This window comes from Pseudomonas sp. DP-17 (genome assembly GCF_022380625.1).
Lineage (GTDB): Bacteria > Pseudomonadota > Gammaproteobacteria > Pseudomonadales > Pseudomonadaceae > Pseudomonas > Pseudomonas nitroreducens_A.
On the sequence record NZ_JAKSXG010000013.1, the window covers coordinates 31,207 to 44,506 of the forward strand.

At 64.5% G+C, this 13,300-nt stretch carries 11 protein-coding genes; 10 read left to right on the top strand and 1 reads right to left on the bottom strand.

Annotation, left to right across the window (positions count from 1 at the left end; translation table 11 throughout):
- The first annotated feature begins 68 nt into the window (after positions 1-68).
- Both panD and pgi read left to right on the top strand, forming a co-directional pair.
- Complete coding sequence (gene panD / locus MJ122_RS20425; protein ID WP_017518923.1) at positions 69-449, top strand: aspartate 1-decarboxylase; 381 nt, start codon at positions 69-71, stop codon at positions 447-449.
- 83 nt (positions 450-532) lie between these two features.
- Positions 533-2,197, top strand: a complete 1,665-nt coding sequence (gene pgi / locus MJ122_RS20430; protein ID WP_088416391.1) for a glucose-6-phosphate isomerase — start codon at positions 533-535, stop codon at positions 2,195-2,197.
- A gap of 42 nt (positions 2,198-2,239) precedes the next feature.
- Here the strand turns inward: pgi and MJ122_RS20435 are convergent, their stop codons facing one another.
- Positions 2,240-3,214, bottom strand: a complete 975-nt coding sequence (locus tag MJ122_RS20435) for a helix-turn-helix domain-containing protein (protein WP_239745865.1) — start codon at positions 3,212-3,214, stop codon at positions 2,240-2,242.
- A 102-nt stretch (positions 3,215-3,316) separates the two neighbouring features.
- On the opposite strand from MJ122_RS20435, the gene MJ122_RS20440 reads away from it, so the two are divergent.
- The 8 genes from MJ122_RS20440 to MJ122_RS20475 all read left to right on the top strand — a co-directional run bounded on the left by MJ122_RS20440 (position 3,317) and on the right by MJ122_RS20475 (position 13,297).
- On the top strand, positions 3,317-4,405 hold the full coding sequence (locus MJ122_RS20440; RefSeq protein WP_239745866.1) for a DJ-1/PfpI family protein: 1,089 nt from the start codon (positions 3,317-3,319) through the stop codon (positions 4,403-4,405).
- 61 nt (positions 4,406-4,466) lie between these two features.
- Positions 4,467-6,404 (top strand): acetate--CoA ligase, encoded by a 1,938-nt coding sequence (gene acs / locus MJ122_RS20445; RefSeq protein WP_088416389.1) that lies wholly within the window; start codon positions 4,467-4,469, stop codon positions 6,402-6,404.
- A gap of 82 nt (positions 6,405-6,486) precedes the next feature.
- A complete protein-coding gene (locus MJ122_RS20450) occupies positions 6,487-7,365 on the top strand; it encodes an oxygenase MpaB family protein (protein WP_088416388.1) in 879 nt (292 codons plus the stop codon).
- Positions 7,366-7,463: 98 nt separating this feature from the next.
- A complete protein-coding gene (locus MJ122_RS20455) occupies positions 7,464-8,642 on the top strand; it encodes an acetyl-CoA C-acetyltransferase (RefSeq protein ID WP_239745867.1) in 1,179 nt (392 codons plus the stop codon).
- A gap of 192 nt (positions 8,643-8,834) precedes the next feature.
- Positions 8,835-9,449, top strand: coding sequence for a response regulator transcription factor (locus tag MJ122_RS20460; RefSeq protein ID WP_045216783.1), 615 nt, complete (start codon positions 8,835-8,837; stop codon positions 9,447-9,449).
- Positions 9,450-9,549: 100 nt separating this feature from the next.
- Positions 9,550-12,675: a DUF748 domain-containing protein gene (locus MJ122_RS20465; RefSeq protein ID WP_239745868.1), complete on the top strand. Its 3,126-nt coding sequence runs from the start codon at positions 9,550-9,552 to the stop codon at positions 12,673-12,675.
- Between the two features lie 11 nt (positions 12,676-12,686).
- Positions 12,687-12,977: a DUF2845 domain-containing protein gene (locus MJ122_RS20470; protein WP_239745869.1), complete on the top strand. Its 291-nt coding sequence runs from the start codon at positions 12,687-12,689 to the stop codon at positions 12,975-12,977.
- Positions 12,974-13,297 (top strand): DUF2845 domain-containing protein, encoded by a 324-nt coding sequence (locus tag MJ122_RS20475; protein WP_239745870.1) that lies wholly within the window; start codon positions 12,974-12,976, stop codon positions 13,295-13,297. The genes MJ122_RS20470 and MJ122_RS20475 overlap by 4 nt, the downstream gene beginning before the upstream one ends.
- Positions 13,298-13,300: the final 3 nt, after the last annotated feature.

The following is a 13,300-nucleotide window of genomic DNA, read 5'->3' on the forward strand; positions in this document are numbered from 1 at the left end:
AGCGACTTCGGGTGCTCGGGCATACTCGCCACGCTCTCCTTGACCAGAAGAAAAACAGGAGCCACGCCATGCAGAGCATCATGCTCAAAGCCAAACTGCACCGCGCTGAAGTCACCCACGCAGTGCTCGACTATGAAGGCTCCTGCGCCATCGACGGCGAATGGCTCGACCTCGCCGGTATCCGCGAGTACGAACAGATCCAGATCTACAACGTCGACAACGGCGAACGCTTTACCACCTACGCCATCCGTGGCGAGGAAGGGTCGCGGATGATTTCCGTCAACGGCGCCGCCGCCCACAAGGCCAAGGTGGGTGACCGGGTGATCATCTGCGCGTACGCTCAGTTCAGTGACGCCGAGCTGGAAGGCTACCAGCCGCGCATGCTGTACATGGCACCGGGCAACGAGCTGAGCCATACCAGCAACGCGATCCCGGTCCAGCTCGCCTGACCGACAAGAAAAGCCCGGAACCACCGGGCTTTTTTCAAGTTCGAAAGCTCGTTCAACACGCACGTCTTACCCGAAGGTATGTCATGGAACACCACCTCACCCCGCTGGACGCCACCAAACTGAACAGTTGGCAGGCGCTGGCCGCTCACCGCCAGGAACTGCAGAACTTCACCATGCGCGAGGCGTTCGCCCAGGACCCGGAGCGCTTCAAGCGCTTCTCCCTGAGCGCCTGTGGGTTGTTCCTCGACTTTTCCAAGAACCTGATTCGCCAGGACACCCTGAACCTGCTGGTCAAGCTCGCGGAAGAAGCGAAGCTCGGTGAAGCTATCCAGGCGATGTTCGATGGCAAAGTGATCAACGCCTCCGAGCGCCGCCCGGTGCTGCATACCGCGCTGCGCCGTCCGATTGGCGACAAGGTGATGGTGGAAGGCCAGGACGTGATGCCCGAAGTGCACCGCGTGCTGCACCAGATGACCGAGCTGGTCGCCGCCGTGCACAACGGCCTTTGGCGCGGCTACACCGAGAAGCCGATCACCGACGTGGTGAACATCGGCATTGGTGGGTCCTTCCTCGGCCCGCAGCTGGTTTCCGAAGCGCTGCTGCCCTTCGCCCAGAAAGGCGTGCGTTGCCACTACCTGGCGAATATCGACGGCAGCGAATTCCGTGAGATGACCGCCAAGCTCAACGCCGAGACCACGCTGTTCATCGTCTCGTCGAAATCCTTCAGCACCCTGGAGACGTTGAAGAACGCCCAGGCCGCCCGCGCCTGGTACCTGGCACAGGGCGGCAGCGAGGCGGAGCTGTACCGTCACTTCATCGCGGTATCCAGCAACAAGGAGGCCGCCGCGGCCTTCGGCATCCGCCCGCAGAACGTGTTCCCGATGTGGGACTGGGTCGGCGGCCGTTACTCGCTGTGGTCGGCCATCGGCCTGCCGATCGCCATGTCGGTGGGCATCAACAACTTCAAGGAGCTGCTGTCCGGCGCCTACAGCATGGACCAGCACTTCCTCACCTCGCCGTTCGAGAAGAACATCCCGGTGCTGCTGGGCCTGCTCGGCGTCTGGTATGGCGACTTCTGGGGCGCGCGCAGCCACGCGATCCTGCCCTATGACTACTACCTGCGGAACATCACCGACCACCTGCAGCAGCTGGACATGGAGTCCAACGGCAAGAGCGTGCGCCAGGACGGCTCGCCGGTTTCCGCCGGCACCGGCCCGGTGATCTGGGGCGGCGTGGGCTGTAACGGCCAGCACGCCTACCACCAGTTGCTCCACCAGGGCACCCACTTGATACCGGCCGACTTCATTGTCCCGGTTTCCAGCTACAACCCGGTGGCCGATCACCACCAGTGGCTGTACGCCAACTGCCTGTCGCAGAGCCAGGCGCTGATGGTCGGCAAGAGCCGCGCTGAAGCCGAAGCCGAGTTGCGCGCGAAAGGCGTGGACGAAGCCGAAGTGCAGCGCCTGGCGCCGCACAAGGTGATTCCGGGCAACCGGCCGAGCAACACCCTGGTCATGGAGCGCATCAGCGCCCGCCGCCTGGGCGCGCTGATCGCCATGTACGAGCACAAGGTCTACGTACAGAGCATCCTCTGGGGCATCAACGCCTTCGACCAGTGGGGCGTGGAACTGGGCAAGGAACTGGGCAAGGCCGTCTACGGCCGCCTGGTCGGCAGCGAGGAAAGCGCCGCCGAGGACGGTTCCACCCAGGGTCTGATCGACTTCTTCCGCGGTCGTCACCGCGGCTGACGGCGAAGCGGACGGGTGCGCGCCTGCGCATCCGTCCCACTTCTAGCGGCAGAAGCGCTGCCGGTATTCCCCGGGCGTCACGCCCAGCGCCTGCACGAAGGCGCGTCGCAAGTTGTACTCGCTGCCAAAGCCCGCGTGCTGCGCCACGCGCTTGAGCGACGACTCTCCCGCCTCCAGCAACTGACTGGCCTTTTCCAGACGCAACTGCAGCAGCAGCTTCGCCGGCGTCATGCCCACCTCCGCCTGGCAATGCCGATGCAGGGTGCGCGAGGACATGGCCATCCACGCCGCCATGTCCTCGACATCGAGCGGCTGAGCCAGCCGCTCCCGCAGCCACTCCACCAGGCGCTCCATCTGCCCGCCCGGCGGCGCCTGCTGCGCCAACAGTTCGGCACTGAACTGGCGTTGCCCGCCCGGGCGGCGCAGATACATCACCAATCCCCGGGCAACCCGCAGCGACAGCTCGCGGCCGTGATCCTCCTCCACCAGGCTCAGGCACAGGTCCATCCCGGCAGTCACACCGGCGGAGCTGTAGAACTTCGCGTCGCGGACGAAAAGTGCGTCGTGCATCACCCGCAAGCGCGGAAACAGTCGCTGTAATAATTCGGCGTAGCGCCAGTGGGTTACCACCGGCCGGCCATCCAGCAGCCCCGCCTGCGCCAGCAGGAAGGCCCCGGTGCACACCGAACCACAGCGTGCGGCGTGGGGCTCCGCCTGCGCCAGCCAGCGCGCAACGTCGCCCTTCTGCATGGCTGCCTGTACTCCGAAACCGCCCGCTACCAGCAGGGTGCTACCCGCTGCCTCCTGCGGCTCTGGCAACCCCCGGGTGGCCAATTCCAGCCCGGTGCTGGAGCGAACCAGGCCGCCACCGGGAGATATCGCCTCAAGCTGGTAAGCGTGGCGGGTATTGATCGGCAAATGCTCGTCCACTGCCGCGAACACGTCGGCCGGCCCGGTGGCGTCGAGCAACTGGAAGTCCGGGAAGACCACTATCAGCACGCGGTGAGGAGCGTTCATCGAGGCAAATCCATCGCAGACGATTGGCAGATATTCAACCATCAGCGTCAGAAGTGACAGAGGTCTGTGCTGCAGCATGGAAATCCCATCCCGGAGACGATCATGCGCACCTTCCTGCTGTTTTTCTTCCTGCTTCTCTGCGTTCCCGTCCAGGCTGACGATGAGACGCTTGCGCCCTATCAACCCCGCTTCGGCCGCGAACGCCCGGTCATTGCCGTCGTCGCCCAGAACAACATGACCGAGCTGGCGGACTACGTCGTCCCGCTCGGCGTACTGCGCCGCTCAGGCGTGGCGGAAGTGTTCGCCCTCGCCACCGCCTCCGGCCCGGTGCACCTGATGCCGGCCCTGAGACTCCAGCCACAGGCCACCCTGGAAGCCTTCACGCAGCGCTATCCACAGGGCGCGGACTACCTGATCGTGCCCGCCGTGCATGACAGCGAAGATTCCGCGCTGCTGGCCTTCGTCCAGCAACAGGCCAGCAAGGGTGCAACCATCGTCGGCATCTGCGACGGCGTGCTGGTACTGGGCAATGCCGGGTTGTTGCACGGACGGCGCGCCACGGGCCACTGGTACTCGCGCAGTCAGCGCCTGGAGGACTATCCCGACGCTCGTTGGGAAGAAAATCGCCGCTATGTAGTCGATGGCCAGGTGGTCACCACTTCCGGTGTTACCGCTGCGCTACCGGTATCGCTCGCGCTGGTGGAAGCCATCTCGGGCAAACCCAAGGCCGCCGCGCTCGCCAGAGAGTTCGGCATGCGGGACTGGTCGCCCCGCCACGACAGCCAGCGCTTTGCCCTGGGAACCAGCGACTACCTGGTCGCAGCTGGAAACTACCTCGCCGTCTGGAGCCACGAAACCCTCAGCGTCCCGCTGCAGCCCGGTTTCGATGAGGTCAGCCTGGCCCTGGCCACGGATGCCTGGGCGCGAACTTTCCGCACCGAAGCAAGGGGTCACGCTGCACAGCCGGTCACCAGTCTCGGCGGCCTGTTGTTCCTTCCAGACCCGACGGATGACCTTTCCCGCCTGCCGGCGCTCGACAGTACCGCGATCCAGACTCTGGACAACACACTCGACGCCATTGCCCGGCGCTACGGCGAATCGACCCGGCGCCTGGTCGCCGCCCAGCTAGAATATGCCCCGCCTGAACGATCCGTCCCGCTGGCGCGTCGAAACAACATGGACAACCCTTGAACCCGCCTGGCCTTGGATGCACCCTTGAGGCATCTCGGCTAAACAACAACAAGGATTCCCCATGCATGAGATCAGCCTTCACCCCGTGCCGGAGGCCGTGCGCAAGCGTGCCTACCTCGACAACGACGCCTACCAGCGCCTCTACCAGCAGTCGGTAGACGACCCGGAAGCCTTCTGGGGCGAGCAGGCCAAGGCCTTCCTCGACTGGTTCAAGCCCTGGCACTCGGTACATCACGGCGACCTCGCCAAGGGCCAGGCCACCTGGTTCAAGGGCGGCCAGCTCAACGTCACCTACAACTGCATCGATCGCCACCTGGAACAGCGCGGCGAGCAGGTCGCAATCATCTGGGAAGGCGACAACCCGGCCGAATCCGCCAACATCACCTACCGCAAGCTGCACAGCCACGTCTGCCGCCTGGCCAATGTGCTCAAGAGCCGCGGCGTGGAGAAAGGCGACCGGGTCTGCATCTACATGCCGATGATTCCGGAAGCCGCCTACGCCATGCTGGCCTGCGCACGGATCGGAGCGATCCACTCGGTGGTATTCGGCGGCTTCTCCCCGGATGCCCTGCGCGATCGCATCAACGATGCCGACTGCCGCACCGTGATCACCGCCGACGAAGGCGTGCGCGGCGGCAAGTACATCCCGCTGAAGAAGAACGTCGAAAAGGCCCTGGCGGACTGCCCGAACGTCTCCACCGTGGTGGTGGTCGAGCGTACCCAGGGCGAAATCCCCTGGGTCGAAGGCCGCGACATCTGGTATCACGAGGCCCTGCGTGAGGCCAGCGAGGACTGTGCGCCCGAGCCGATGGACGCCGAGGACCCGCTGTTCATCCTTTACACCTCAGGCTCCACCGGCAAGCCCAAGGGCGTGTTGCACACCACCGGCGGCTACCTGCTGGGCGCGGCGATGACCCACAAGTACGTATTCGACTACCACGAAGGCGACATCTACTGGTGCACCGCGGACGTGGGCTGGGTCACCGGCCACAGCTACATCGTCTACGGCCCGCTGGCCAACGGCGCGACCACCCTGATGTTCGAGGGCGTGCCGAACTACCCCGACGCCTCGCGCTTCTGGCAGGTGATCGACAAGCACCAGGTGAACATCTTCTACACCGCGCCCACCGCCATCCGCGCGCTGATGCGCGAAGGCGATGCGCCGGTGCGCAAAGCCCAGCGCAACAGCCTGCGCCTGCTCGGCTCGGTAGGCGAACCGATCAACCCGGAAGCCTGGGAGTGGTACTACGAGGTGGTCGGCGAAAAACGCTGCCCCATAGTCGACACCTGGTGGCAGACCGAGACCGGCAGCATCCTGATCACCCCGCTGCCCGGCGCCACCGACCTCAAGCCGGGCTCCGCCACCCGCCCCTTCTTCGGCGTGCAGCCGGTGCTGCTGGACGAACAGGGCAAGGAAATCACCGGCCCCGGTTCCGGCGTGCTGGCCGTCAAGGCGAGCTGGCCCAGCCAGATCCGCAGCGTCTATGGCGATCACCAGCGGATGATCGACACCTACTTCAAGCCCTACCCGGGCTATTACTTCACCGGCGACGGCGCGCGCCGCGACGAGGACGGTTACTACTGGATCACCGGCCGCGTGGACGACGTGATCAACGTTTCCGGGCACCGCATCGGCACCGCCGAGGTGGAGAGCGCGCTGGTGTTGCACGACTCGGTCGCCGAGGCCGCGGTGGTCGGCTACCCCCACGACCTCAAGGGTCAGGGTATCTACGCCTTCGTCACCACCATGAACGGCATCGAGCCCAGCGACACCCTGAAGCAGGAGCTGCTGGCCCTGGTGAGCAAGGAGATCGGCAGCTTCGCCAAGCCGGAGATGCTGCAGTGGGCGCCGGGCCTGCCCAAGACCCGTTCGGGCAAGATCATGCGGCGCATCCTGCGCAAGATCGCCTGCAACGAACTGGAGAACCTCGGCGACACCTCGACCCTGGCCGACCCCAGCGTGGTTCAGGGGCTGATCGACAACCGCCTCAACCGTTGATGCGCGCTACAGGCCGCGGGTGCAAAGATGCTAGGTTTAGAGAACAGACCTGTCGTCCTTGCCCCGAGGCCTGTCCGTCATCATGGAAACTGTCCGCCGTCATATCGAAAGCCAGGTACTGAGCCTGACCGGCCTCGCCCTGGGCGGGGTCGACTTCGAGTCGCCCAAGGGCGACCCCGGCCTGTTCGGGCCGGACTCCGTCAGCTGGAAGGTCCACGGTGACTTCAGCTCGATGCTGATCGGCGGCATCAGCGCCCTGCTCCTGCAGATGTTGCATCCGGCCGCCCTGGGCGGCGTCTGGGACCACTCCAATTTCCGCGCTGATATGCTCGGCCGCCTGCGCCGCACCGGGCAGTTCATTTCCGCCACCACCTACGGTTCGCGCAATGACGCCGAAAAACTGATCGAGCGGGTGCGACGCATCCACGAAGGCGTCCACGGCACCTTGCCCGACGGCACGTCCTATGCGGCCAGCGACCCGGATTTGCTGACCTGGGTGCACGTCGCCGAAGTCAGCTGCTTCCTCGCCTCACACCTGCGGTACTTGAATCCGGACCTTTCCGAGGAAGAGCAGGACCGTTACTACAACGAGATCGCGCTGATCGCCGAGCGTCTCGGCGCGCGTAACGTGCCACGCTCGCGCGCCGAGGTAGCGGCTTACCTGCAACGCATGCGCCCGCAGCTGCGCTGCGACGAACGCACCCGCGAAGTGGTCAACGTACTGTTCAACGCCCCCGCCCCCAGCTTCCTCGCCAAGCCTTTCGGCATACTCATGATGCGCGCCGGCATCGACCTGCTACCGGAATGGGCCACGGATCAACTCGGCCTGAGCCTGGGCAGCCTGCAACGTCAACTGATCCGCTCGAGCGTGCGCCGCAGCGTGCCCTTGCTGCGCTGGGCGGTACGCAATGGCTCTCTGCATCGCGCTCGCCGGCGCATGGGGTTACCACCCCTGCGCTGAAACGTGACTACCCGGTTCGGAGGGTGGTGAGCCGGCGGCGGGCATGCAACCATGGCCGTTCGCTGCGGCCCCGCCGCTCCCGACAGAGGATTCGTGTCATGCAAGAAGTCGTCATTGTCGCTGCCACCCGTACCGCCATCGGCAGCTTCCAGGGCTCTCTCTCCGCGCTGCCGGCCCATGAGCTGGGTGCTGCGGTGATTCGCAACCTGCTGCAACAGACCGGCCTGGACCCTGCGCGGGTCGACGAGGTGATCCTCGGCCAGACCCTGACCGCCGGTGCCGGCCAGAACCCGGCGCGCCAGGCGTCGATCGCCGCCGGCCTGCCCAACAGCGTACCGGCGATGACGGTCAACAAGGTCTGCGGTTCCGGCCTCAAGGCACTGCACCTCGCTGCTCAAGCCATCCGCTGCGGCGATGCCGACATCGTCATCGCCGGCGGCCAGGAAAGCATGAGCCTCGCCCCCTATGTCATGCCCGGCGCCCGCACCGGCCTGCGCATGGGGCACGCCAAGCTGATCGACAGCATGATCCAGGACGGTCTGTGGGACGCCTTCAACGACTACCACATGGGCATCACTGCCGAGAACCTGGTGGAAAAGTACGGCATCAGCCGCGAGGAGCAGGACGCCTTCGCCGCCGACTCGCAGCGCAAGGCGAGCGCAGCCATCGAAGCGGGCCGCTTCAAGGCCGAGATCACGGCCATCGAGATACCCCAGCGCAAGGGCGACCCGCTGCGCTTCGATACCGACGAGCAGCCGCGCGCCGGCACCACTGCCGAATCCCTGGCCAAGCTCAAGCCGGCGTTCAAGAAAGACGGCAGCGTCACCGCCGGCAACGCTTCCACGCTCAATGACGGCGCCGCCGCCGTGCTGCTGATGAGCGCCGCCAAGGCAAGCGAATTGGGCCTGCCCGTACTCGCCAGGATTGCCGCCTATGCCAATGCCGGGGTCGACCCGGCCATCATGGGCATCGGCCCGGTCTCGGCCACCCGCCGCTGCCTTGAAAAGGCCGGCTGGCAGCTCGCCGACCTGGACCTGATCGAAGCCAACGAGGCGTTCGCCGCCCAGGCACTGTCCGTGGGTAAGGAACTGGGTTGGGATGCTTCGAAGGTGAATGTGAACGGTGGCGCCATCGCCCTTGGTCATCCCATCGGCGCATCGGGCTGCCGCGTGCTTGTCACCCTGTTGCACGAAATGCTGCGCCGCGACGTGAAAAAAGGCCTCGCGACGCTCTGCATCGGCGGTGGACAAGGCGTGGCGCTAGCTCTGGAGCGGTAACAACCTCGGACTTGCTGTGCAGAATTCACTCTGCGCAGCAAGTCTCCGCGCACGCTGGCACGGCAACCCCCTCCCAACTTGATTTCCCGCATGCTTTCGGTCCTACGCATAGGAATATTCCGTAGGTACTTGATCAACTGGTCTATCTTCAAGATCAATGCGCGCAAATCATTTGGACTCAGGGAGTCAGCTATGAAGAAACGTGTGGTGCTGATCGAGGATCACCCCGCGATGCGCCTGGCCATCCGCTCGCTGCTCGAACAGGATCCGCAGTTCGAAGTGGCACGCGAAGCGGCCGATGGCCATGGCGGCCTGGATGCAGTCCGCAAGGAACGTCCGGACCTCGTGATACTCGACCTCAACCTGCCGGGGATGGACGGCCTCGATCTACTGGCGCGTATCCATATCTTCGACGAGAACATCCGCCTGCTGGTGCTGAGCTCCCAGGATGAACGTCTTTATTCGAGCAAGGTCGAAGCGGCGGGTGCGCACGGCTTCGTCAGCAAGAACAAGGACACCAGTGCCATCCTCAATGCGGCTCGCATGTTGGTTTCGGGCTATCGGTGCTTCCCGGAAAAGGCACTGAGCATCGACAAGAACACCGACCCGGTGGCCAGCCTCACCCCCAGGGAACTGGTCGTATTGCGCAGCCTGGTAAGGGGCATGAGCAACAAGGACATCGCCGAAGAGCTGTTCCTCAGCCAGAAAACCGTCAGCACCTACAAGACACGTATTCTCGAGAAGCTGAACCTGGAAAGCCTCGTGGACCTGGTGGAATTTGCCCGCACCCATCGCTTGAACGACTGACAGACATCACTGAAAACTGCGTCCGAAGGCGACTATCGAATCGAAGAATCACAGCCGTGCCATACTCATGCGGCACGTCACGACGGAAACGACTCTCGCCATGCCCAAAGGATTGAAACGCGCCATCGGCGCGGTAGTGCTGTTGGTCCTCTTCTATTGCCTGCTGGGCTTCCTCATCCTGCCTGGCGTAGGACTGCGAATAGCCAACCAGCAACTGGCTGACTACTCGACCGTTCCGGCACGCCTGGAGCGCATCGAATTCAATCCGTTCAGCCTCGAGCTCACGCTCTGGGGCCTGCACCTGGGCGACGAGGGTCGGGAGCAGGTTCGCTTCCGGCGGCTCTACGCCAACCTCGAACTCGACAGCCTGTGGAAACGCAGGCTGCACCTCGCCGACGTCGAGCTGGACGCACCGCACACCGAACTGCTGTTCGCCGAGAACGGCACGCTGAACCTCACCAGGCTGTTCAAGTTGCCGCCCAGCCAACCTGCGCCTGCCCGGGAGGAGCCAAGCGATCCCTTCCCGCTGCGTATCGACCGCATCCGCCTGGCCGAAGGCAGCCTGCATTTCCTCGACCGTCGTCCCAGCGAACCCGTGGAGTTCGTCTTCGATCCGATGGGCTTCGAACTGCACAACCTCAGCACCCTGCCGGACGACGGCGCCGAAATGACCCTGGTCGCTACCGGCCCTCACGGCGGCAAGCTCGACTGGAAGGGCGATCTGAGCATCGTCCCCTTCACCTCGAAAGGCAGCTTTACCCTCGATGGAGTGCCACTGAAGGCGTGGTGGCCCTACGTAAGAGATAACGCGCCGCTGAATCTCAACAATGGCGTGCTCAGCCTCGCCTCCGACTACCGCCTGGACCTGTCGAAGGACACCCAGCTGTTGTTGGACAAGACCGCTATCAAGCTGCGCGACCTCGACCTTTCCTCTCCCGAAGGCAAACCGTTGGCCAAACTCGCCAGCCTCGATGTGGCCGAGGCCACCCTCGACCTTGCCAAGCAGGAAGTGGTGGTCGGCCAGATTCGCAGTCAGGGTCTGGAAGCCTGGGCGGCGCGCGAAAAGGACGGCCAGCTGGACTGGCAGAAACTCTTCGCCAACTTCAAACCCTACAAGCGCCCCGAGGAGCCCACGCCGCAGGCGCAGGCCGCTCCCGAGCCTGCCCCCACCACAATGGCACCTGTGCAGCCCGCCAAGGAACAGCAGGCCTCGAATGAGCAACCGGAAGCCACGCCCAGTGCTCCTGCCAAGACGGCCCAAACCGAACCCGCCAAACCGGCAGTTCCATCCCAACCGGAGGCCAATCCGGAAGCCAAGGTCGCCGAAGCCGACCAGCCTGCGCAGACGGCCGAGGAGAGCAAACCAGCCGAGCCGCCGAAGCCATGGCATGTCGTTTTGCGCGACACCCAGCTGCGCGGCTACAAGGCCCACCTGGCCGATCGCGCACCGGGCAAGCCGGTCAACCTTGAGGTCGGTCCGCTGGACCTTGACCTGCAGAACCTCGACAGCGGCCTGACCTCGCCGCTGCAGCTCAAACTGAAGACAGGCCTGGGCCCGCGCGGCCAGATCGAAGCCAGTGGCCAGGTCATCCCCAATCCGGTCAGCGCCAGGCTGAAGGTATCGACCCGGGAGATCGACCTGCGCATCGCCCAGGCCTACATCGACCCTTTCATCCGCCTGGAGCTGCGCAGCGGCCTGCTCGCCAGCGATCTGGACGTCGACCTCAAGGGCACCGACCCGCTGGCCTTCAGCGTCAACGGCAGCGCCCAGGTGACCCAGCTGCATACGCTGGACACCCTCAAAAGCCGCGACTTCGTCAAATGGACCAAGCTGACCCTCGACGGCCTGGCCTACAAGCATGGCGACAGCCTGGTGATTCAGACCGTGTCGCTGGAAGAGCCCTACGCGCGCTTCATCATCAACGAGGACCGCAGCACCAACGTCAGCGAGCTGATCATCAAGCAGCCGGAATCTTCCGCGCCCGCCAGCAAAACCAGCGGCTCCAGCGGCGGCGGCAAGGAGCTGGGCATCCGCATCGGCGGTGTGAAGATCAACAACGGCTCGGCCAACTTCGCCGACCTGACCCTGCGCCCGGATTTCGCCACGGCCATCCAGCAGCTGGGAGGCGAGATCGGCACCATCGACAACCGCAACCCGGCACCGGCCTCGGTGGATGTGAAGGGCAAGGTCGACAAGTACGCGCCAGTCACCATCAAGGGCAGCCTCAACCCCTTCTCGCCGCTGGAGAAGCTGGACATCGCCACCAGCTTCAAACGCGTCGAGCTGACCACCCTGACGCCCTACTCCGGCAAGTTCGCCGGCTACCGCATCCGCAAGGGTCGGCTCAACCTCGACCTGCATTACCAGATCACCCAGGGCAAGCTCAAGGCCGACAACAAGGTGCTGGTGGAACACCTGCAACTGGGCGAGAAGGTCGACAGCCCGGACGCCGTGGATCTGCCGGTGAAACTGGCGATCGCCCTGCTCAAGGACGCCAACGGCAACATTGACATCCAGTTGCCGGTGGAAGGCGACCTGAACAACCCGCAGTTCAGCGTCATGCCCATCGTCTGGCAGACCCTTCGCAATCTGGTGGTGCGCGCGGTGCAGGCACCGTTCAACTTCATCGCCGGCCTGGCAGGCGGCTCCGGCGGCCCGGACCTGAGCAACGTGGTGTTCGCCCCCGGCTCCAGCGAACTGGACGCCAATGCCCAGGGCAACCTGGACAAGCTGGCCGAAGCGCTCAAGCAACGCCCTGCGCTCAAGCTGGAAGTCGAAGGTGTCGCCGCGGCCGCCAGCGACGGCCCGCTGCTGGCCGACAAGCGCCTGAAACAGGAATACCAGAAGAACTACTACAGCATGTTGCAGCGCCGCGGCGACAAGGTGCCCAGCGATGTCAGCCAGCTGGAGGTACCGGAGGACCTGCAACCGGTGCTGCTCGAGGGCGTCTACCGGGCGCGCCTGAAGAAGCAACCCCCCCAGGAGTGGCAGCAACTGAGCAAGGATGAACGCTCCGTGAAGATGCGCCAGGCCGTGCTCGACTCCTGGAGCGATAGCCAGTTGCTGCTGCGCAAGCTGGGCCAGGAGCGTGCGACTCAGGTGAAAGACTACCTGGTCGCCAAGGGCGGTCTGGGTGACGACCGCATCTACCTCATCGACGTCAGCTTCGGCGAAGCGGAGAATGGTGGCAGCGTGGCCACCCAGCTTCACCTCGACAGCGAGTGAGGAGTCGTTCGATGAAAGCCCTGACCTGGATGTCCTGCGCCCTGCTGCTCTGCGCGGCGGGCGCCCAGGCGGAAAGCATGCGTTGCGGCAGTTCCCTGATCGATGCGGGCGACCGCGCCTGGGAAGTCGAACAGAAATGCGGCGCGCCGGATCATCGTGATGAAGTCGGCTATACCCTGGGTGGGTACGACCGCCGCGAATACCGGGTCGAGGAATGGGTCTACGGCCCACGCAACGGCACCAGCTACATCCTCACCTTCGAAGCCAACAAGCTCAAAAGCATCGAGTTCAAACGCAATTGAAAACGACCTCCCTTCTGCGCGTCGTTGCACTCCTGCTGCCGCTCGCCTTTACGGCCACCGCCACCCAGGCCGCCAGCCTGCGCTGCAACAGCAAGCTGATCAGCACCGGTGATGTCTCCAGTGACGTACTCAGCCGCTGCGGCGAGCCGGTCAGCCGCTCCTTCCTGGGCTACAAGCAGGTGCCCGGCTACCGGTACGGCGAGTCCATGGAAGTGGCCGTGGAAGAATGGATCTACGGCCCCTGGAGCGGCATGCTGTATTTCGTGCGCTTCGAGGGCAACCGCCTGAGCGACATCCAAAGCAAGCGCAGCGGCAACTGACAG

Coding starts and splice junctions, on each gene's coding strand:
- panD (WP_017518923.1), top strand. CDS start 69: ATGCAGAGCATCATGCTCAAAGCCAAACTGCACCGCGCTGAAGTCACC.
- pgi (WP_088416391.1), top strand. CDS start 533: ATGGAACACCACCTCACCCCGCTGGACGCCACCAAACTGAACAGTTGG.
- MJ122_RS20435 (WP_239745865.1), bottom strand. CDS start 3,214: ATGAACGCTCCTCACCGCGTGCTGATAGTGGTCTTCCCGGACTTCCAG.
- MJ122_RS20440 (WP_239745866.1), top strand. CDS start 3,317: ATGCGCACCTTCCTGCTGTTTTTCTTCCTGCTTCTCTGCGTTCCCGTC.
- acs (WP_088416389.1), top strand. CDS start 4,467: ATGCATGAGATCAGCCTTCACCCCGTGCCGGAGGCCGTGCGCAAGCGT.
- MJ122_RS20450 (WP_088416388.1), top strand. CDS start 6,487: ATGGAAACTGTCCGCCGTCATATCGAAAGCCAGGTACTGAGCCTGACC.
- MJ122_RS20455 (WP_239745867.1), top strand. CDS start 7,464: ATGCAAGAAGTCGTCATTGTCGCTGCCACCCGTACCGCCATCGGCAGC.
- MJ122_RS20460 (WP_045216783.1), top strand. CDS start 8,835: ATGAAGAAACGTGTGGTGCTGATCGAGGATCACCCCGCGATGCGCCTG.
- MJ122_RS20465 (WP_239745868.1), top strand. CDS start 9,550: ATGCCCAAAGGATTGAAACGCGCCATCGGCGCGGTAGTGCTGTTGGTC.
- MJ122_RS20470 (WP_239745869.1), top strand. CDS start 12,687: ATGAAAGCCCTGACCTGGATGTCCTGCGCCCTGCTGCTCTGCGCGGCG.